Genomic DNA, 18,398 nt, shown 5'->3' with positions numbered 1-18,398 from the left:
GACCCCCTGCAAGATAAGCCGGAAAAGCGGGAGTCTATCAGTTGAGGTGGTAGCCATGAAAAGAAAATTAAAAAATGAAGAAGGATCCGCAACTATCGAGTTTTTGGGCATGGTCCCTCTCGTATTTTCAGTAATGATGATCGCTTGGCAGTTTATCGCCGGATTTCATGGATTGATGATTGCAGAATCAGCAGCGAGCGAGGCGGCGAAAGTTTATTCTGTCACGGCGGATGTGGGTGAAGCGACTAACGCCGCACAAAATATTGTAGACGCCGGCGGCAGCTATATCAGTTTTGCAGGTGCACCGATTTCCGGATCAAATAATTTCACTGCATCGGTAAGCGTCAATATTGATTTTGTATTTCTTCCGGCCAGCATGTTTGGAGGAGGAAAACCTACTTTTTCATACACTGCCGATACGTCAGGCAAGGTGATTAAATGAAGAAGTTCAAATCTTATTTAAACAATGAACAAGGCAATATCGCGTTATTCGTCATCGGCATATTAAGCGTCATGATCATCTTGTTTGTGCTCATCCTTAACTTAGCTGGAGCCTTGATCGTAAAGGAGCAGGCCATTTCCACTTCCCAGCAAGCGGCTTTAGCTGCAACTGCCACTTTATATGAGGATCTTCCGGAATTTATTTCAGAGTATGAAATGAAACTAAAGGAAATGTTGGCAGAAGAAGCTGAAGAAGAAGGCGGGGGAACAGAACCGCCTGAAGAGGCTGCACCTGAAGAGGAAGAAGATAGCATAGCTGAACTCATCGAAAAAGAAGTGAACAATCTGTCAGGTGAAATGGCGGATTATTCATTGAATGAAATTCAAAATGAAGCGATCGACCGTGTACTGTCCAGCGAAATGGATAAAGGCTTAGGCGGCGGACTGCTTAAAAAAATGATGAATGATGAAATGGAATACCGATGGGTCAATTCCATGAAAGAAAGTGCTCGAAATACAATTCTGGCAAATGGGGGAGAACTGGCAGGCGCACAAATGACTGTTTTTGAAAACGGACAGGTTGTCGTGGAATCTTCTAAAGAAGCCAGTGCAATTGGCTATAACGGATTTTTTGCCGGGGCTGTTAAAAACTTAACCAAATCTTCCAAAGGGCCAGAGGTCATGTTTGTCCAGAAATTGGCGGGCTGGGAAGGCAGAACGTATTCGTTGGAATAGGGGTGGGAAAATGAAGAAAGAAAAAAAGTGGAGAAAAATATACTTGGTATTGATGATTTTCTTTTATGCCATATTTGTTCCGGTAACTGTAGGAGAATGGCTGTTCAGTGACGGGAGCTTTCCGTTTACGGCAATAGCGGTGGGATTCGCTCTGCCATTCATGAGAAAAAATCATTTGGCGCAGCTTCAGCAATCATAAATGACAGGAGGTTTTAAAATGGAACATCCGATTCGCTCAGCATTCAGCTTTTTCGGACAAAAATATGAACGGTTGCTGTTGTTGGTCTTATTTATTCAGCTTCCAATCATCTTGCTTCAGTTTTTTGCATCAAACTACATTTTAGCTATTACACCAACGAACGGTGCAATGTTTGGCTTCGGAGATATTTATTCTGCTTTTATTGTGTTTATTCTTTTCTTTTTTACGCTCGTGCCATTCGTATACTTTTGGCATTTCGAAGAAACTGGAGATGATCGGCCCTTAAGACAGGCATTTTTTCAATTCGCTTTAAAAGGCTTTCACTATTTTGTCTTTTCGGTAGCCGCCGGTTTATTGGTGACAATTGGGTTTGCGTTATTCGTCGTACCGGGCGTCATTTTATTAGCGATTTTTGTCATGGCTCCGGTCCTTGCGATTATCGATAATCAATCGGTCTGGTCATCAATACGAGAAAGCGGCCGGATTTTTAAACGGCAGCATTGGAAAATAATATTATTGCTTACATGTTTTGGATTTGGGGAGTTTATTATTTCAGCAATCGTCCAAGCATTAGTATTGGATATTACCAATTCTTTCTTAGCTATTGCGATTTGCCATATATTTTTGAATACCTTATTTTTGCCTTTGTTTTATTTAATCTTGGCATCTTTTGTATTGAAATGGAAAGAAGAGCTAAGTTTGTTCTCTATCGATCATCAAGATATGGCTATGCAAGATTAATAAACGTTTAAAGGAGGGGAAGAAATGGAATCAACGATCAAACGCATATTTGCATTAACCGCAATTCTGCTCATCGTAGCCCAATCATTTTTCGGTTCTGTCGCATTTGCGGTTCAGCCATGGACAGGAAATACGTGGTCCGGCGACACATGGTCCGGCGATACGTGGGAAGGAACGCCGTGGGAAGGCAATACCTGGTCTGGAGATACGTGGTCCGGAGATGGCACCAATGGCGAAAGCTGGCAAGGCGACGGTACAAACGGAGATGGAACCAACGGCAACGGAACTACCAGTAACGGTACAAACGGAGATGGCACTTCGGGTGACGGAACTTCAGGAGACGGAACAGCAGGAGACGGAACATCGGGTGACGGGACGTCCGGCAACGGGACGAATGGAGATGGCACGGGTGGCAACGGCACGAACGGTGACGGCACAACTGGCGACGGAACTGGCGGGAACGGCACCACGGGTGATGGCACCTCTGGAGACGGCACAACCGGCAATGGTTCAAACGGAGATGGGACGAATGGAAATGGGACATCCGGCAACGGATCGAACGGAGATGGAACTAACGGAAATGGCACCAATGGCGATGGTTCGTCTGGCAATGGCACCAATGGCGGAGAAGGTGGGAATAACGATAGTTCCAACTCACCGACGCCTTGGGATGTTGCAAGCTATATCGGCAATGATGTCATTCTGGGGCAAGTAGAGTTAGCTTCGGAATCTTTTAATGCGGATGCTGCAGATACGATGGGCGGCAGCACGAATTCATTCTTGCGCTCAACACTTTTAAACGGATTGAAGCTTGGAATTGATAATCCAATTCTCGATTTTGCTTCGGATGTATCAGATGGTGTCGATGTTTATCAGGATGCAAGAGGCGCTATTTCGACGCTTACATCCGGAACGAATATCGCGACTAATACTTCAGCTGCCGGTTCGGTAATGAGTGGTGCAGCACAAGCCGGATCATCGGCAATGGGAGCACTTGGAAAACTGAACGTGGCGACAGCAGCAGTGGGAACCGTTTTTGGAGCGGTTGATACTTACAATAACACTGCCAATGCCATTGAAGTATTCCAAGACAGCAATTCGACAGGTGCGGACCGTACAGTAGCTGTGACGGATGCCACTGCTAGCCTTGGATCTACATTAATGAGTGCCGGTGGAGTAGCTGCAGCGATTCCTGGCGGCCAAGCAATTGGAGCCGGACTTGTAGTGGCCGGTGCTGCTATTTGGGGAGCATCAAAACTGACCGGTTATGTAGCGAAAAACTGGGACGGCATCAAAAATACCGCATCGAAAGTGGGCGGAGCTATTTCTAAAGGTTGGAACGCACTATTCGGTTAATGTTATCATCTAGAAAGTGACAACCAAAGGAGATGAAGGCGACCATGGATGATCAAACGACTAAACTGTTAATGAAAAAAGTGAAAAAATATAAAAAGTGGACGGAAGGCGCATTCGTAAATCCTGTTTATTGGGAAATAAATGGAAAACCGTATTATATGGGTGGATTCACTAAAAATAATGAAGTCGTTGGTACGGCTTATGTCAGTACGGGCGATGAAGTGAGAGAAGAAGCGATGGAAGCACAGTCAAATCTTTCGTTATTTGCAGACTTGAGCTCAAGCATATTGAATGCTGGTGGAGAACGGCTGAATATCCCGACCGAATATTACACCAATCCTTTAAACATCCCAGTTTCCACAACAGATTCGAAAGTAATCGAAGGACAGAAAGCTTTCACTGTTCTATGGGAGCTTCAGCAAAAATTCAACGAAGACACAAGGGCTTACAAAAACTATTATGATGAAGCGCTGAAAATCGGAAGAATTACCGAAGAAGACGTGCTCAAAACGCAGCAAACGGCGAACCGGATGAGTATGTATCAATACACCACTCTTCATACTTTAGTCGAAAAAAATGAAGAGATCCGTTCTTTTGCCGCTTATTTGGAGAAGCAGGACGGATGGGACCGTTTGACGAAAGAAGAACAGAAATTCGTTAAAGGCATTGCTGAAAACATTGACATGCTGCAAAAGAATTTACGGAACTTGGACATGGCAGAACATGCAGATTATGAAAAAATGACTGCAATGAATTTCGAACGAATGGTTGAAAAAAATAAAAAATCAATCGATAGCCAGAAACAGTTTGTCCGGTATCCGCTCTAAATGAAGAATAAGCTGGAAAACGGGTTGTGAAATTTACAACCTGTTTTTTATTTTCATTAAGTTGAATGATAATGAGACATTCTGTTAGCTGAAACGTCTATTTATGTAATGGAAGTTACTCTAATAAAAGGACGTGGACGCTTTGCGTATTAAATTTTTCACTATGGGTGCAGCGGCCGTATTGGCAATCGGTTTAGCTGCTTGTTCCGATGAAGCTGCTGGAGAAGCAGGACAATCGGATTTAGTTGAGCCTTCAGAAAATGCGGTTGCTGGCGACACCGATGAAACAGAAGATGCCGGGGCTACTGACGAAAAGCCTGAAGAAACAGGTGAAGAAATCTCAGGCGAACAAAAACAAATGGCCATTGAAACCTTAAAAGGCATTGTTAAAGATGCTGAAAAAGGGGTGGTTTATCGCTTCGCCTCCGGGTTTACAGTAGGGGAAAGCACACGTGAAGAAGTTTATGCAGAAATCTCCAAACCCGAGGAGCAGACAGGAGAATTTGACTTTTACCACGGTTCGATGGGACAAGCTTCTTATCAAATCAAATATGATGAAAATGAGGTCATGCAAGAAGCACGGTATTTTGGTACAAATGTAGAAAGACAGACGAATTTAGGCGGGATCACGAAAGAAGATTTAATTAAAGAAATCGGTAAGCCGGAAGAGGAAAGAGCTATTTCTGCTACGGGAGAAACCAATATTGTCTATCAGATCGGCGATTATGAATTGCAATTTATTCTAGGTGAAGATGGAACCGCTGACCATGTAAACTTGCTGAAGAAATCCAATTAAAAAGCATCTCGCCGCTGCGGCGAGATGCTTTTCTCATAGGCAAATGTCAGTCTTCATCTTTAATATCAACATCATCCGGAATAGGCGTTGCCCGCCATTCAGCCAGTTCTGCCTTGGCCAGTTCCAATTGCTGAAAATGCGTTTCGAATTGGGAGGTGTTGATCAAGTACTGTTCACCGTCATGGACTGCACGAATACGGCCTTCTAATACATAGCGGTTGACTTGTTCTTCAGGCATCGATAAAAACGCGGCAGTTTCCGGGACTGTCATATACATATGATCATCTCCTCTTTTTCTTCTAATTATAATAGAAGAAAGGTGGTATCTCAAATCTTAGAATTCGTGTAAGCTAGCTTATAAGAGCAAGCAATCAGGAGGGTTTTGGATGAACTTTCGGTCCTATATGTACGTATTGCTGGCCGCTGTACTGTGGGGGACCACGGGAACGGCTCAAAGTTTTATCGAGGGGGCAGCGCATCCGCTGACAATCGGAGCTTTGAGGCTTGGAATAGGCGGTTTCGCACTATTGTTAGTTGCTGTTGCAGCTAAGAAAATCGTTTTTCATGAGGTTCCTTGGCGGGCAGTTTTCCTGTCTGCGGCAGCTATGGCATTGTTTCAGCCATTCTTCTTTTCGGCAGTTCAATTAACCGGAGTGGCTGTCGGCACAGTAGTAGCAATCGGGAGTGCACCGGTATTCTCGGGAATGATTGAATGGATCGTGTTAAAGCGCAGGCCGGACCGAGTGTGGGTTTTTGCTACGGCTTCTGCCATTATAGGCTGTATGCTGCTGTTTATAAACGGTGAATCTTCTACGATTCGGCTATCAGGCGTCTTTCTGGCTTTGGGGGCAGGCGCCGCTTTTGCCGGCTATGCAATGGTCAGTAAAAGCGCCTTGAGGAAAATGGAAGCTGTTCCTGCCGTTGCCGTTATTTTCTCGATAAGTGCGTGTTTCTTGTTCCCATTTTTATTATTTTTGGATGTATCTTACATTGGAAATCCTGTGAATCTCGGTGTCATTGCCTATCTGGGAATCGGTGCGACAAGCATTTCCTATCTTTTATTTTCAACTGGTTTGAAAAAAATCCCTTCTTCTTCAGCAGTTACGCTTTCTTTAGCTGAACCGCTGACTGCTGCCATTCTCGGCGTTTTCATCGTCAGAGAAGTGTTGTCCAATACGGCTTGGATAGGGGTGGCTCTGTTATTAGGCGGAATTCTTATCTTAACTTTTGGCAAGCGGAAAGCTGCAGCTTCAGTTTCGTAAGTCCTATTGTAATAGCGCTTCCGCTTTTCTTAATGTCTAGACTCCGCCGCCTAGCCGCTCGAGGTCGCTTCAGTCTTACCGGCAATGGCAAAAGGCGCCATTGCAGGTAAGACTTCCAGCGCTTGTCGCGGCTTGCAAGGCGGCTCCGCTTTTCTTAATGTCCAGACTCCAGCGCCCAGCCCCTCGAGGTCTTAAGCCACCCAGCTCTGGAAATCAAAATTTCCGTCGCTGGTCGTCTTAAGCTTGTCGGGGCTGACGGGCGCTTCCGCTTTTCTTAAGAATTTCTTCATATTTTTCCTGAGCTTGGCTTAAGAATTGAACCTTACAATAAACTTTATAAACGGAAGAGGTGAAACTGATGGCTCCTTTTACAGTGTTGGTCACAGACGATGATCAGGACATTCGAGACGGCATTGAAATCTATTTGAAAAATGAAGGATATCAAGTCCTTAAAGCTGCTAATGGCCTGGAGGCGATCGAGCTTTTAGAAAGCCATGAAGTCCACGTCATCATATTAGATATCATGATGCCTAAATTAGACGGCATTTCAGCTACATTTAAAATTCGGGAACAGCGGAATATCCCGATTATTATGTTGAGCGCTAAAGCGGAAGATTCGGATAAAATCCATGGCTTGTCTGTAGGGGCGGATGATTATGTGACAAAACCATTCCATCCGATGGAGTTGGTGGCCCGGGTTAAATCACAACTCAGACGTTATGTCACTCTTGGGACCTACCATGACAAAGCACAGCGAATTGAAATTGATGGACTGGTTCTGGATTCGGAATCGAAAGAAGTGACTTTGCACGGAGACTCGATAAAATTGACTCCGATTGAATTTAAAATAACCGAATTATTGATGGCAAATGCAGGACGTGTTTTTTCAATCAACGATATTTATGAGCGGGTTTGGAACGAACCGGCATACAATGCAGAAAATATTGTCGCCGTGCATATCCGGAAAATCCGGGAAAAGATTGAAACAGATCCAAAGAATCCAAGGTACTTGAAGGTGGTGTGGGGCGTTGGCTACAAAATTGAAAAATGATTTTTGGTCGATCGCCGCAGTTATCATCGCGTTATTCAGTTTGGCCTATTGTTTATCCTTCATCTTTGACTTGTTATTGAATTTTCCTGCAGCGGATTTGATGGCGTCTCTCCGTTCATTATCGAAAGGAGATGCTTAAATTGAAGAAATGGATATGGCTTATCACCTTGGCGATCATTTTAGTCGCTTCTTTCAGTGTGTTAGAGTCGGGAAAAGATTATTTTGGCAAGTCCTATCTCGATACCATTGATTTTGACAATGACCTTTCTTTTTTTGAAAATAGCTTGATAGCCTTGGAATTGGATCCACTGGATGCAGAAGATGTGGGAGCTGTTACACAAGAGCAGATCGAAGAATACCGAACGCGTTATGGTACCTTAAGTGAACAAATCCAAAGCATCCAAAATCAATATGCAACGGATATCGAGGAAGCAACTGCAAATGGAAACGCCAGTGTAGAAAAGATTCTAACTGAAGAGCGGGACAATAAAATAGAGGCAATCCGCAGCAATTTTGCAGATGACAATGTGGTTAAAGAAAAAATAATTGCCGAACGGAAAAATGGATTGGAGAAAACCATCCAGGAATTGAACCGGCAAAAACTTTCCTTTAAGGAAGACTATGATTATTTCGTTTATCATCTAACAGATATAGATACAGGCAAGACTTTTGAAAAAGGGGAATTGACGAACAATCCTTATTTCAAGAAAGAATACACGCCTGGCAATCCTCTTTCAATGGATTCCGAGTACTTCTACGGAAGTGAAGTCCAGAGCACGGAATTTGAACTTCCTTTATCAGATGCGAATTTTGAAGGAATTATACAAATCGACCGTAAGCTTTTAAGTGAATCTTTTAATGGCAGCCTGTTTGATCATTTTATTTTCACGAAATATATGTTGTATGTAATGGCAGGACTCGCTGTGGGCGGGATTGTGCTGCTATTGACCAAATTGCCTTTCAACAGAGCCTGGTTCACAGATCTGCGACTCAATGAAAAATGGAGCAACTTGCCGTTAGAAGCACGCCTTTTCCTATTGGTTCTGACCTTACTTCTGGCTTTGCCGTATGGCAGCGGGAAGTTTATAAATATGCTGCAGTATTCCTGGTCTGATAATATGCTCCGCTACGGCAGCGGTTTGGCATGGCAGTTTGCCCTGGCTGTTGTCTTTATCGCTTTAGCCATTCTTCAGATTATCTGGATGATTAATTTTTATAAAAATTGGAACCACTTAGAGCATGATATTAAAAACAGTTCGATTTTCAATAGTTTTAAAACGGCGAGCCAAGCATTTTTGAAAAAATCCATTGGCGTACAGATGCTGATTTTATTGTTCGTTGTTTTCACATGGGGAATGGGAACGATGGCAATGGTCTTTGTTCGGGAAGTCATCATTATCTGGATCCCAACGACGCTTTTCATCGGCATACCCGTTCTCTTGTTTACGATGAACCGCTTTGGGTATTTGAATATTTTGATGCGGGATACGGCTGAAATGGCAGACGGCCGTTTAAATCAAAATATTCCCGTCAGAGGCCGTTCGCCTTTAGCTGACCATGCCCGGCAGCTCACTCGCCTGAAAGAAGGCGTAAGGCTATCGATGTCTGAACAGGCAAAAAGCGAAAGGCTGAAAACCGAATTAATCACGAACGTCAGCCATGATCTCCGTACGCCGCTGACTTCGATCATTACCTACACGGATTTGATGAAAACACCGAATTTATCGGAAGAAGAGCGGCTTTCCTACGCCAATATCCTGGACCGGAAATCCCAGCGTTTGAAAACCTTGATTGAAGATTTGTTTGAAGTTTCGAAAATGGCGAGCGGCAATATGGAACTTAACCGTACACGCCTCGATTTGAATCAGTTGCTTCTCCAAGCGCTGGCAGAGCATGCAGAAGATATCGAAGCATCAGGACTGGATTTCCGCGTCACTTCTCCGGAGAACCCAATTTACGTGCAAGCAGACGGACAAAAATGGTGGCGGGTACTCGATAATTTAATCCTGAACGCCATTAAATATGCGATGCCTGGAACCCGTGTCTATATCAATTTGCAGGAACGGGATGGCCAAGCGGAATTTACGATTAAAAATGTTACGCGTTATGAGCTGGGAGAAAATACAGATGAATTATTTGAACGCTTTAAACGCGGAGATACCTCGCGGCAGACGGAAGGGTCGGGGCTTGGCCTGGCGATTGCCCAATCCATTGTAGACTTGCACGGAGGGGAAATGAAAATTGAAGTGGATGGAGATTTGTTCAAAGTGATTGTGTCGATTAATAGCCTGTAAGGAAAAACGCCGCCTGGGATTCAGGCGGCGTTTCTTATTTCGGCGGTGAGACCAGCTTATGTTGAAAAGCGTAAATCACTGCTTGGGTCCGGTCATGGACCTCCAGTTTTGCGAGGAGGTTGCTGACATGGGTTTTGACAGTCTTTAAAGCGATGAATAGCTGATCGGCTATTTCTTGATTTGTGTAGCCGTTTGCCAGAAGCAGCAAAATTTCCATCTCGCGGTCTGTCAGTTCTTCATGCAATACCCGGTCATGGCGCATTTGCTTCATCATCTTGCTCATGACTTCCGGTTCAAGCACTGGGGTTCCGTTCATCGTTTCGCGGATGGAATCGGCAATGCGCGAAGCTTTCGATGTTTTTAATACATAGCTGACGGCTCCCGCTTTCAAAGCCGGATAAACTTTGTCATCATCGAGGAAACTTGTCACGATCATAATTTTCGCTTCCGGCCATTCACGGATGATGGCTTCCGTCGCTTCGGCGCCATTCATGACCGGCATGACCATATCCATTAAGATAACATCAGGCCGGAGTTCCAAGGCCATTTTGACGGCTTCCTCGCCGTTGGCAGCTTCTCCTGCAACTTCCATATCCGCTTGAGATTGAAGGTATGCGGAGACGCCGATGCGCACCATTTCATGGTCATCAACTAATAAGATTCGGATCATTGGAAATCTTCCTTTCGATAGGGACTTTCACTTCCACAATGGTTCCTTCAGAAGGCACGGAGACAATTTTGCTCGTGGCCCCGATTTCGATCGCCCGCTCTTCAATATGCTTTAATCCGTAAGAAGTAGACTTCGACTGCTCGCTTTCAAAACCGACACCGTTATCCTGTATGCGTAAAATGGCAAAATCATCACGTTCGATAAATAAGATATGGACTTCGGTCGCTTTGGAATGGCGCAGTGTATTGGATAAAGTTTCTTGGGCAATTCGGAACAAATGGTCTTCCGCCCCTTTTTGCAAAGGAACTTCTTCCAGCTTATGTTCAATTTTAAAGTAGACTTTCTCTTTGAGTTCAGATACGAGTTCATATAAGCCTCGGCGCAAGCTCTTATCGTGTAGGGCAGCCGGCCGCAAATGGAGGAGCAAAGCACGCATTTCAAGCTGAGCTTGCTGGACCATTTTTTCGGTCTGCAATAAGCCAGGAGAAGCATTGTCCTGTTCAGTCATCGATGACAAGAGCATGGATGCGGCGAACAATTCCTGAGATACTGAGTCGTGCAATTCCCGGGCAAGGCGCTGCCGCTCCATGACGAGCCGTTCTTGGATCAGTTTGTCTTGGGTTTCAGCTCGTTCGTTCGAGATCCGCGTCAAACTTCTGCGCTGCGACTCCAGCAATTTTTGCAGTTTTAAAATGGAATTTGATAGATTTGCAGGAAGCGTCTTCATATGGGCAGCTTCAATAACCGTTTGGTCTTCATTTCTCAAGAGAGCTTGGAAGATATCCTCGACTTCTTGGACTTTGGAACGCGACAACGATTCTGTCCACCAGGCAATGCCGCCGGATAAAGCCAAAATAAGGACGAACAGCCAAATGCCAAAAGGCAGGCCGGCCACAAAATCTTCCCATAGCACAGACCAGGTTCGAACAGAAGGGAGGCCGAGCAAGACGATCAAAATACTGAAGATAATCGCTGCAAATAATGCGGTGAAAAATAAACTGCGCGGCACAAGTTTTTTCATCGGCGGATCACCTCGACATCTCCCATCCAGGTGGTGATGGTGACAATCATTTCTGTACGGTTATCATCTTCTGAAAAGCCGTCTTCCGCGTGTACAGTTCCGTTCCAGATGCGCTGTTTGCTTCCTGTGAAAAAGCGTGCTTCCCCGAGCAATGTCGTATAGAAAATACGGACGGGAACTTCGTAGGGAAGGATGACTTTCACTTTTCCGAATCCTTGCCGCACGGAAATGACAGAAGTCTTTTTAGGCAAAACGGTCTGCGTGGCATCAATCAGCAAATCACCGACAAATCCTTGGACGTGAATGTCTTTCCATTCGTAAGATTCAATCGGGGTGCTTTGAGCCGAAAAGAATTTATTTTGGATGAGCCCTTTATCGACCATCCCTTGAATCGGAACGGTTTGCTCCCATTCTTCACCTTTCCAAAGCTTGACCAATAAGTAGATGGCTACGCCGAAAACGAGAAGGCGTAAACTCCACATGGACAAAACAGAGATGCCGATTAAGATAAAGCCAGTCCAGATATACGATTTTCTGGATTTCGTGTTTTTTTTCATTCCATAATAGAGCAGTCCGATACCAAGAAGAACCAAAAACACGCTGCCATTTTGGAAAAATGCAGCTTCCACGAATATGAGAAATAAAGCGCTTAAGATGAAAAACGCTTGTTTGTTAGTAGTTAAATTGCGCATCGCAGTTTTTGCCCCCTTCTTTGTAGCAGAAAAATGAGAAGAAGTAATCTTCTTCTCACTTTAGTTTAACCAATTTCCTTTTGTTGTGCGCTGTTTTTTTCTAATAATTCCAAGCGGCGCTCCATGGCAGAACGTTCATGGTCTTGTTCCACTTTGGCTCCCAGGTTTTTAATATAGGAAGCCATATCGTCATAGGAACCTAGACGCTCTGCAGCGAGTTCCGGATTTAGCACTTTATCCATTTGATGATGGGCGCGTGTCGCATTTTCTTTCCCCATCAATTGGAGCTGTTTGACTTTCATGTCTTTTACTTTATGTTTCATTTCTTCGTAGCGCTGTTCAAGAACCGTCAATTCTTCCAAGTTCTCTGAGATGCTGCGCTTCAATTCCGACACCCGGTTTGAATAAGCAGCCACTTCCATTTCGGCGAAAACGGATAAATCGTTTTCTCCGGAAGCTTGGGCTAGTTCAAGCTGAGATTGGCGTTTCTGCAGCATCGTCGTTGCTTCTTCCAATTCCTTGTCCAGTTTAACATTTAATTGGGCTTGGCGTTCCACCCATTTTCCGGTATCGGTTGTCTGTTTTTCTGCTTCTAAGATGTAGCGGTTTAGCACGGCTAGTGGATTTTTTTCTTCTTTTTTGGATACTAATGCATCCAAGTCAGTTGCGACTGCAAATTTAAAACGTTCCCATATTGATGTCATTTCTATTCCTCCTTATTTTGAAAGCTTGTTCCATTGTTTTTCGAAATTTGTAAACGGATCATTTGTTTTAGCAACGGTTACGGGCTGTTCATTCCATTTGCGGTAAATCATCCATAGACCATATGCTGCGGCAACGCCGATCAAAGCCGGTACATTCGAGATGGCAGACAAGACGCCGATTACTCCGACAAAGCCCCACCAAACTTTTGCTGCTGTTGACGTGCTTTTCAAGTAATAATGCACGCCCATGTAAAGAATCAATCCGGAGATGGCCAATCCCACAATAGCGCCGAGATTGGAAAGTACGATAATGCCGGCGATAACGCCGAGTGTAATCATCCAAAACTTATTCAATTTAACTCCTCCTCTCAATTTGTACCCTAATCATATCAAGGGTCTGAATTTCGCAACACGGTCCCTGACTGCATCTTTGCCTAAGACTTGAGGCTTAGCTGCTTCTCAGCAAGGCTGAATAAAGGGTAAGATGCTATAATAGCTTCTATATAAAAAAGAAGAGAGGAACTTCGTATGAAAATAGCAAGTTCTATTATAGGAGCACTCGGCATCTATTTGCTGTTAGTGATCTACTTAGGCTGGAATGTATACCTATGGGTGGAAACCATCGCCCCTTGGATGAATATCGGGCTATTTTCTGTCCTTTGGCTGCTCATCGCATTCAGCTTTTTCATCGGCAGGCTCGGGCATAGATGGCTGGCATTTACCATCATTGGATCTTACTGGTTTGCATTTTTGCAATACGCGATTCTGCTCATTCCGTTGGCCAACATTATCGGCTTATTAATCGATATGGATAATGAAGTTTTCGTTCTTGGCATCTCAGTAGCGATTTTATTTGCTGCTATATTTGCAATCGGCTCTTATTTGGCTTATAGTCCGGTTCTCCGTGAACTGGAAATTGAAGTGGAAGGGCCGGAGCAGGAGCCTCTGCAGATTGTCGTGGGTTCTGATTTCCATTTAGGGGTGTTATCTGGAAAGCGGCATCTAAAACGGTTTGTAGATAGAGCCAACCGGTTAAATCCGGATTTGGTACTCTTGGCTGGCGATTTGGTCGATGATGATCCAATTTGGTATGCCCGCTACGGAATGAAAGAGGAAATGGATAAATTGAAATCCAAACTGGGTGTCTATGGCGTTCTTGGAAATCATGAATATTATGGAAAGAAAATCCCATTGCTTGAGCGGTTGATGGAAAGTTCAGGCGTGAAAATTCTGCGGGATGAAACCATTTTAGTGGGTGGCCGTTTTTACATTACCGGAAGGGAAGATCGGACAAACGGCAAGCGCCATGCACTGGAATTATTAAAACCGCATCGTGATTTGCCATGGATCGTTATGGATCATACACCTTCCGATTTAAAAACGCCGATTCCATTGGGTGTAGATTTTCATATTTCCGGGCATACTCATAAAGGGCAGATGTGGCCAAACCATTTGATTACCCGAAAAGTTTTCGAATTGGATTACGGCTACCGGAAAATAGGCAGTACCCATTTCCTGGTTTCATCTGGTTTTGGATTCTGGGGTCCGCCGATTCGCACCGGAAGCCGGTCGGAGTTATGGTCCATCAAGATGAACTTTAAAGAAATAAAATAAGAGGGGCGAAATAATGGAGCAATGGATTACAGATATCATGTCGGATTATGGATATATCGGGATATTCTTGCTGATCATGCTGGAAAACGTTTTTCCTCCTATTCCTTCTGAAGTGATATTGACAGTAGGCGGATTTATGACAACTACGACCGATATGACGATGTTGGGTGTTATTCTCGCTTCCACAGCAGGATCGGTAGTAGGAGCTGTCATCTTATACGGAGTAGGACTGCTGGTAGATGTGGAGCGTTTAGAAAGAGTCGTCGAAAAATACGGCAGTTGGCTAAGAGTGAAAAAATCAGATATCCACCGGGCAGATCACTGGTTTGATAAATATGGAATTTGGACCATCTTTTTCGGACGTCTGATTCCGCTCGTGCGCAGTCTGATTTCCATTCCTGCTGGAATGTCCAATATGAAGTTATGGCTGTTCCTTACCTTTACCACACTTGGAACTTTGCTTTGGAATACTGTACTCGTATTTGTCGGAGAAGCGGTTGGCGATAACCGGGAAGCGATTTTAAAACAATTGGATATCTATTCAAATGTGGTGTACGCTGCAATTGCTCTTTTCGCGATTGCAGTAGTTTGGTATTATTTCAAAAAAATAAGAACTCGTGAAATGGATTGAAGATATTGGGAAAACTGTTGGCGTTTGCCGGCAGTTTTTTTAGTTGCTATAATTGTTTGATAATAGAAAAAATGGAGGTATTGTATGAAACCGATCATTTATATTACACAAAAATTGCCGGATGAGGCAGTGGCAGAATTACAGAACTCTTATGAGGTCCGAATGTGGCACGACGATCAAACTTCCGCTCCTAAAGAAGAGATCATAAATCAGGTAAAAGAGGCGCATGCGCTATGGGCAATGTTGTCCAATCAGATTGATGAGGAAGTTTTTGAAGCCGCACCAAACTTGAAAGTCGTTGCTAATTTAGCAGTCGGCTATAATAATATCGATTTGGATGCTGCGCGGAAACACGGAGTAATGGTCACGAATACACCTGAAGTTCTAACAGAAGCGACGGCTGACTTAACATTTGCATTGCTGCTGGCGACAGCGCGCCGCATTATTGAAGCGGAAAAATCAGTCCGCTCTGGGGATTGGAAATCGTGGTCGCCTATGGGTATGGCAGGGCAGCAAGTCGGCGGTGCCACTCTCGGGATTATCGGCATGGGGCGGATCGGAGAAGCGGTGGCTAGGCGCGGTCAAGGGTTTGGCATGAATGTCCTTTATCACAATAGAACAAGAAGAAGCTTGGAAGATGTAAAATATGCTGAACTCGATGATCTTCTGCAAAACTCGGATTTCGTCGTCATTCTGACGCCGCTTACAGAAGAGACAAAAGGAATGATCAGCGAACGCGAACTTTCACTCATGAAAGATACGGCATGCCTGATCAACGTAGCACGCGGCGGCATTGTGGATGAGCAAGCCCTGTACGAGGCATTGAAGTCTGAAAAAATTTGGGGAGCGGGTCTGGACGTTTTCGAAAAGGAACCGGTGCCATTAGACCATCCGCTTCTGACTTTGCCGAATGTGACCGTCCTTCCCCATATCGGAAGTGCGGCCATTCAAACACGTTTGGCAATGATGGCATTGAATGCCGAAGCGATCCGTTCTTGCTTGGAAGGGCGTTCTGTCAAAAATAGAGTTTGCTAAATAACAAGAAGGACAGCTGCCGAGGGGCAGCTGTTTTTTCATTATCAGGGCATTCGCAAAATCTTGTAAAAGTTGAAATTTACCGGCTTATGATGTAAAATAATCTAGGTTTTTAAAGCCTAAAATGGCTAAAGGGACAAATTGAAGAATAGGGGGTATGATTCATGCAAAATCATACACACAATGTTTTACTTTACTATCTATATACGCCGATTGAAGATCCGGAAACGTTCGCAGCTGAACATTTGGCAGCGTGCAAGGAACTTGGATTAAAAGGACGCATCCTTGTTTCCGAGGAAGGAATCAACGGTACATGTTCAGGTACAATCGAACAAACAGAAGCATACATGGAAATGCTGAAGAGCGACTCGCGCTTTTCAGATATCGTTTTCAAAATAGATGCAGCTGATGGCCATGCATTCAAAAAAATGCATGTACGCCCTAAAAAGGAAATCGTCCACTTAGGATTGGAAGAAGACATCAATCCACATGAATTGACGGGAACTTATTTAGAGCCTGCAGAATTCTATAAACGCATGCAGGACCAGGATACAATCGTGCTAGATGCACGCAACGATTACGAATATGATTTAGGCCACTTCCGCGGCGCTGTGCGTCCGGATGTTGAAAACTTCCGTGATTTGCCGGAATGGGTCCGTGAAAACAAAGAGATGTTTGAAGGCAAGAAAATTTTGACTTACTGCACAGGCGGAATCCGCTGTGAAAAATTCTCTGGCTGGCTGAAAAGAGAAGGCTTTGAAGACGTGGCTCAATTGCACGGCGGCATCGCAACTTACGGAAAAGATCCAGAAGTAAAAGGACAGCTTTGGGATGGACAAATGTACGTCTTTGATGAGCGTATTGCCGTGCCAATCAACCAAGTTGAGCATGTTGTTGTAGGGAAAGACCACTTTACTGGCGAACCATGTGAACGCTATGTAAACTGTGCAAACCCGGAATGCAATAAGAAAATTTTGGCCTCTGAAGAAAACGAACACAAATATATGCGTTCTTGCTCAGACGAATGCCGCGAGCATCCACGCAACCGTTATGCGTTTGAGCACGGGTTAACCGGTGCTGAAGTGCAAGAGCGGTTAGATGCGATTAAAGAAACAGCTGAAGTATAAAAGAAAAGCGGAAACAGCCGCTTAGATTCGAATCGGGTTGTTAATATCAGGAGAATAAGAAAAACGCTGCCGAAATCCGGCAGCGTTTTTTTCTGTTTTATTGTTCTTGTTCTTCCGCACAGTCAAAGCAAATCAGTTCACCGTCAACATAAACCCCATCAAGAAATCCGTCCCGGCAATAGATGTCTTTGCCACAGCTGCTGCATGGCCCGATTAACTCACGCATCTTGCAAAATGGAAGCGTAAACGTACATCGCTTCTTTCAAATAGTTTGCCAATCCTTGTCCATGCTGATCAATATTATTAGCGAAACGGCTATCAGCTGCATAAAGGTCGGCAAGGCCACGGAACATTTTAGGCGTGCAATCATAGAAGCGGTTCAGCAAAGTGAAATAAGCATGCATTTCTTTCTGTACTTCCGCCGCTTCCGGAGAAAGGTGCATCAAACTTGCAACTGATTGATAGATGCGATTTCCTTCCCGGTTGATTTCTTCCAAATCTTCTTCTTCCTTTTCGGGTTGAGGCTCTTCAATGGAATTTGTTTCTTCAATAAACTCTTCAAGTTCTACTGGCGAGTTTACAAAAGGCGTAAGCTCTTCAGCGCTAACTTCAATTATTTCATCGTCCGTTACAGTAGAATCGGCAATTGGCTTCGCATCAAGTTCAGTTGCAGCCAGTTTATATTTTTTGATGTCATCGTCTGTTTTTTTGATGGAAAAAGCTGCAAAGCGATCTGCATTAGCCAAAGGTTCTGCTCCTGCATTCTCAAGCAAAGTTTGCTCAGCGCTGCTGATCAAGCTTTCAATCCGCTCTTTTTTCTTTCTCAACAAATCAATATGTGTGGTCAATGCGTAAGTAGTGTCGAACCCTTCAGCAACGATTTCCTGGATTTTTTTCAATGAGAATCCAATTTCTTTGAAAAATAAAATATGCTGGAGCAAACGCAAATCTTCATCATTATAATAGCGGTAACGGTTGGAACCGATATTCGATGGTTTCAACAACCCGATGCTGTCGTAATGGTGAAGTGTGCGAACACTGACACCAGCAATTTTTGCCACTTCCTGTACTTTGTACATATGATCACCTCTTCTTTTAGATTAGACTATGACGCACCGTTAGTGTCAATAGATTTCGAGCAATTTCATAGAAATGGCTATTTGTTCACATCAAAATGTCCAAACGCTTATGAAAAGCAGGGC

22 protein-coding genes are annotated in these 18,398 nt (G+C 44.2%); 15 read left to right on the top strand and 7 right to left on the bottom strand.

Annotation, left to right across the window (positions count from 1 at the left end; all coding sequences use genetic code 11):
- Positions 1-55: 55 nt before the first annotated feature.
- The 7 genes from NFU07_RS06175 to NFU07_RS06145 all read left to right on the top strand — a co-directional run bounded on the left by NFU07_RS06175 (position 56) and on the right by NFU07_RS06145 (position 5,095).
- Positions 56-442 (top strand): TadE/TadG family type IV pilus assembly protein, encoded by a 387-nt coding sequence (locus NFU07_RS06175; RefSeq protein WP_251475877.1) that lies wholly within the window; start codon positions 56-58, stop codon positions 440-442.
- On the top strand, positions 439-1,176 hold the full coding sequence (locus tag NFU07_RS06170; protein WP_251475875.1) for a pilus assembly protein TadG-related protein: 738 nt from the start codon (positions 439-441) through the stop codon (positions 1,174-1,176). The genes NFU07_RS06175 and NFU07_RS06170 overlap by 4 nt, the downstream gene beginning before the upstream one ends.
- Positions 1,177-1,186: 10 nt before the next feature.
- Positions 1,187-1,375, top strand: coding sequence for a hypothetical protein (locus NFU07_RS06165; RefSeq protein ID WP_251475873.1), 189 nt, complete (start codon positions 1,187-1,189; stop codon positions 1,373-1,375).
- Between the two features lie 18 nt (positions 1,376-1,393).
- A complete protein-coding gene (locus NFU07_RS06160; RefSeq protein ID WP_251475871.1) occupies positions 1,394-2,116 on the top strand; it encodes a hypothetical protein in 723 nt (240 codons plus the stop codon).
- A 24-nt stretch (positions 2,117-2,140) separates the two neighbouring features.
- Complete coding sequence (locus NFU07_RS06155; RefSeq protein ID WP_251475869.1) at positions 2,141-3,472, top strand: hypothetical protein; 1,332 nt, start codon at positions 2,141-2,143, stop codon at positions 3,470-3,472.
- Between the two features lie 44 nt (positions 3,473-3,516).
- Entirely contained in the window at positions 3,517-4,299 is a 783-nt protein-coding gene (locus NFU07_RS06150) for a hypothetical protein (protein WP_251475866.1), read from the top strand.
- Positions 4,300-4,441: 142 nt separating this feature from the next.
- Positions 4,442-5,095 carry a DUF4309 domain-containing protein gene (locus NFU07_RS06145; RefSeq protein WP_251475864.1) on the top strand — a complete coding sequence of 218 codons (654 nt, stop codon included), beginning with the start codon at positions 4,442-4,444 and terminating at the stop codon, positions 5,093-5,095.
- 46 nt (positions 5,096-5,141) lie between these two features.
- Here the strand turns inward: NFU07_RS06145 and NFU07_RS06140 are convergent, their stop codons facing one another.
- A complete protein-coding gene (locus tag NFU07_RS06140; protein WP_052650566.1) occupies positions 5,142-5,372 on the bottom strand; it encodes a helix-turn-helix domain-containing protein in 231 nt (76 codons plus the stop codon).
- Between the two features lie 109 nt (positions 5,373-5,481).
- On the opposite strand from NFU07_RS06140, the gene NFU07_RS06135 reads away from it, so the two are divergent.
- The 4 genes from NFU07_RS06135 to NFU07_RS06120 all read left to right on the top strand — a co-directional run bounded on the left by NFU07_RS06135 (position 5,482) and on the right by NFU07_RS06120 (position 9,702).
- Positions 5,482-6,357, top strand: a complete 876-nt coding sequence (locus NFU07_RS06135; protein WP_251475862.1) for an EamA family transporter — start codon at positions 5,482-5,484, stop codon at positions 6,355-6,357.
- A gap of 358 nt (positions 6,358-6,715) precedes the next feature.
- On the top strand, positions 6,716-7,408 hold the full coding sequence (locus NFU07_RS06130) for a response regulator transcription factor (protein WP_251475860.1): 693 nt from the start codon (positions 6,716-6,718) through the stop codon (positions 7,406-7,408).
- Positions 7,386-7,547, top strand: a complete 162-nt coding sequence (locus NFU07_RS06125; RefSeq protein WP_235197191.1) for a hypothetical protein — start codon at positions 7,386-7,388, stop codon at positions 7,545-7,547. The genes NFU07_RS06130 and NFU07_RS06125 overlap by 23 nt, the downstream gene beginning before the upstream one ends.
- A 1-nt stretch (position 7,548) precedes the next feature.
- Positions 7,549-9,702, top strand: a complete 2,154-nt coding sequence (locus NFU07_RS06120; protein ID WP_251475858.1) for a sensor histidine kinase — start codon at positions 7,549-7,551, stop codon at positions 9,700-9,702.
- A gap of 34 nt (positions 9,703-9,736) precedes the next feature.
- Here the strand turns inward: NFU07_RS06120 and NFU07_RS06115 are convergent, their stop codons facing one another.
- The 5 genes from NFU07_RS06115 to NFU07_RS06095 form a co-directional block, all read right to left on the bottom strand.
- Positions 9,737-10,372 carry a response regulator transcription factor gene (locus NFU07_RS06115; protein WP_251475856.1) on the bottom strand — a complete coding sequence of 212 codons (636 nt, stop codon included), beginning with the start codon at positions 10,370-10,372 and terminating at the stop codon, positions 9,737-9,739.
- Positions 10,350-11,393 (bottom strand): sensor histidine kinase, encoded by a 1,044-nt coding sequence (locus tag NFU07_RS06110; protein ID WP_251475854.1) that lies wholly within the window; start codon positions 11,391-11,393, stop codon positions 10,350-10,352. Before NFU07_RS06110 ends, NFU07_RS06115 begins: the two co-directional genes overlap by 23 nt.
- Positions 11,390-12,085 (bottom strand): cell wall-active antibiotics response protein LiaF, encoded by a 696-nt coding sequence (gene liaF / locus NFU07_RS06105; protein WP_251475852.1) that lies wholly within the window; start codon positions 12,083-12,085, stop codon positions 11,390-11,392. Before liaF ends, NFU07_RS06110 begins: the two co-directional genes overlap by 4 nt.
- 65 nt (positions 12,086-12,150) lie before the next feature.
- Positions 12,151-12,789, bottom strand: coding sequence for a PspA/IM30 family protein (locus tag NFU07_RS06100; protein WP_251475851.1), 639 nt, complete (start codon positions 12,787-12,789; stop codon positions 12,151-12,153).
- Positions 12,790-12,801: 12 nt separating this feature from the next.
- On the bottom strand, positions 12,802-13,143 hold the full coding sequence (locus tag NFU07_RS06095; protein WP_251475849.1) for a lmo0954 family membrane protein: 342 nt from the start codon (positions 13,141-13,143) through the stop codon (positions 12,802-12,804).
- A gap of 174 nt (positions 13,144-13,317) precedes the next feature.
- Between NFU07_RS06095 and NFU07_RS06090 the strand changes: the two genes are divergently transcribed.
- From NFU07_RS06090 to trhO, 4 genes are all read left to right on the top strand, one after another.
- Positions 13,318-14,403 carry a metallophosphoesterase gene (locus NFU07_RS06090; protein WP_251475848.1) on the top strand — a complete coding sequence of 362 codons (1,086 nt, stop codon included), beginning with the start codon at positions 13,318-13,320 and terminating at the stop codon, positions 14,401-14,403.
- 13 nt (positions 14,404-14,416) lie between these two features.
- Entirely contained in the window at positions 14,417-15,034 is a 618-nt protein-coding gene (locus NFU07_RS06085; protein WP_251475846.1) for a DedA family protein, read from the top strand.
- A gap of 84 nt (positions 15,035-15,118) precedes the next feature.
- Entirely contained in the window at positions 15,119-16,069 is a 951-nt protein-coding gene (locus NFU07_RS06080) for a 2-hydroxyacid dehydrogenase (protein ID WP_251475844.1), read from the top strand.
- Positions 16,070-16,233: 164 nt separating this feature from the next.
- Positions 16,234-17,196: an oxygen-dependent tRNA uridine(34) hydroxylase TrhO gene (gene trhO / locus NFU07_RS06075; RefSeq protein ID WP_235197181.1), complete on the top strand. Its 963-nt coding sequence runs from the start codon at positions 16,234-16,236 to the stop codon at positions 17,194-17,196.
- A 218-nt stretch (positions 17,197-17,414) separates the two neighbouring features.
- Here trhO and NFU07_RS06070 read toward each other — a convergent pair whose 3' ends face one another.
- Positions 17,415-18,275 (bottom strand): MerR family transcriptional regulator, encoded by an 861-nt coding sequence (locus NFU07_RS06070; RefSeq protein WP_251475842.1) that lies wholly within the window; start codon positions 18,273-18,275, stop codon positions 17,415-17,417.
- Between the last annotated feature and the right edge of the window lie 123 nt (positions 18,276-18,398).

The sequence above is a fragment of the Planococcus sp. NCCP-2050 genome (assembly GCF_023708025.1).
Classification (GTDB): domain Bacteria; phylum Bacillota; class Bacilli; order Bacillales_A; family Planococcaceae; genus Planococcus.
Note: the sequence above shows the minus strand (reverse complement) of the source record. Positions and strands in the feature narration are given on the sequence as shown.

Excerpts from the sequence above, each read along its gene's own strand:
- NFU07_RS06170 (WP_251475875.1), top strand. The coding sequence starts at position 439 with ATGAAGAAGTTCAAATCTTATTTAAACAATGAACAAGGCAATATCGCG.
- NFU07_RS06140 (WP_052650566.1), bottom strand. The coding sequence starts at position 5,372 with ATGTATATGACAGTCCCGGAAACTGCCGCGTTTTTATCGATGCCTGAA.
- NFU07_RS06135 (WP_251475862.1), top strand. The coding sequence starts at position 5,482 with ATGAACTTTCGGTCCTATATGTACGTATTGCTGGCCGCTGTACTGTGG.
- NFU07_RS06155 (WP_251475869.1), top strand. The coding sequence starts at position 2,141 with ATGGAATCAACGATCAAACGCATATTTGCATTAACCGCAATTCTGCTC.
- liaF (WP_251475852.1), bottom strand. The coding sequence starts at position 12,085 with ATGCGCAATTTAACTACTAACAAACAAGCGTTTTTCATCTTAAGCGCT.
- NFU07_RS06085 (WP_251475846.1), top strand. The coding sequence starts at position 14,417 with ATGGAGCAATGGATTACAGATATCATGTCGGATTATGGATATATCGGG.
- trhO (WP_235197181.1), top strand. The coding sequence starts at position 16,234 with ATGCAAAATCATACACACAATGTTTTACTTTACTATCTATATACGCCG.
- NFU07_RS06090 (WP_251475848.1), top strand. The coding sequence starts at position 13,318 with ATGAAAATAGCAAGTTCTATTATAGGAGCACTCGGCATCTATTTGCTG.
- NFU07_RS06070 (WP_251475842.1), bottom strand. The coding sequence starts at position 18,275 with ATGTACAAAGTACAGGAAGTGGCAAAAATTGCTGGTGTCAGTGTTCGC.
- NFU07_RS06110 (WP_251475854.1), bottom strand. The coding sequence starts at position 11,393 with ATGAAAAAACTTGTGCCGCGCAGTTTATTTTTCACCGCATTATTTGCA.
- NFU07_RS06130 (WP_251475860.1), top strand. The coding sequence starts at position 6,716 with ATGGCTCCTTTTACAGTGTTGGTCACAGACGATGATCAGGACATTCGA.
- NFU07_RS06115 (WP_251475856.1), bottom strand. The coding sequence starts at position 10,372 with ATGATCCGAATCTTATTAGTTGATGACCATGAAATGGTGCGCATCGGC.
- NFU07_RS06100 (WP_251475851.1), bottom strand. The coding sequence starts at position 12,789 with ATGACATCAATATGGGAACGTTTTAAATTTGCAGTCGCAACTGACTTG.
- NFU07_RS06165 (WP_251475873.1), top strand. The coding sequence starts at position 1,187 with ATGAAGAAAGAAAAAAAGTGGAGAAAAATATACTTGGTATTGATGATT.
- NFU07_RS06160 (WP_251475871.1), top strand. The coding sequence starts at position 1,394 with ATGGAACATCCGATTCGCTCAGCATTCAGCTTTTTCGGACAAAAATAT.
- NFU07_RS06150 (WP_251475866.1), top strand. The coding sequence starts at position 3,517 with ATGGATGATCAAACGACTAAACTGTTAATGAAAAAAGTGAAAAAATAT.
- NFU07_RS06175 (WP_251475877.1), top strand. The coding sequence starts at position 56 with ATGAAAAGAAAATTAAAAAATGAAGAAGGATCCGCAACTATCGAGTTT.
- NFU07_RS06080 (WP_251475844.1), top strand. The coding sequence starts at position 15,119 with ATGAAACCGATCATTTATATTACACAAAAATTGCCGGATGAGGCAGTG.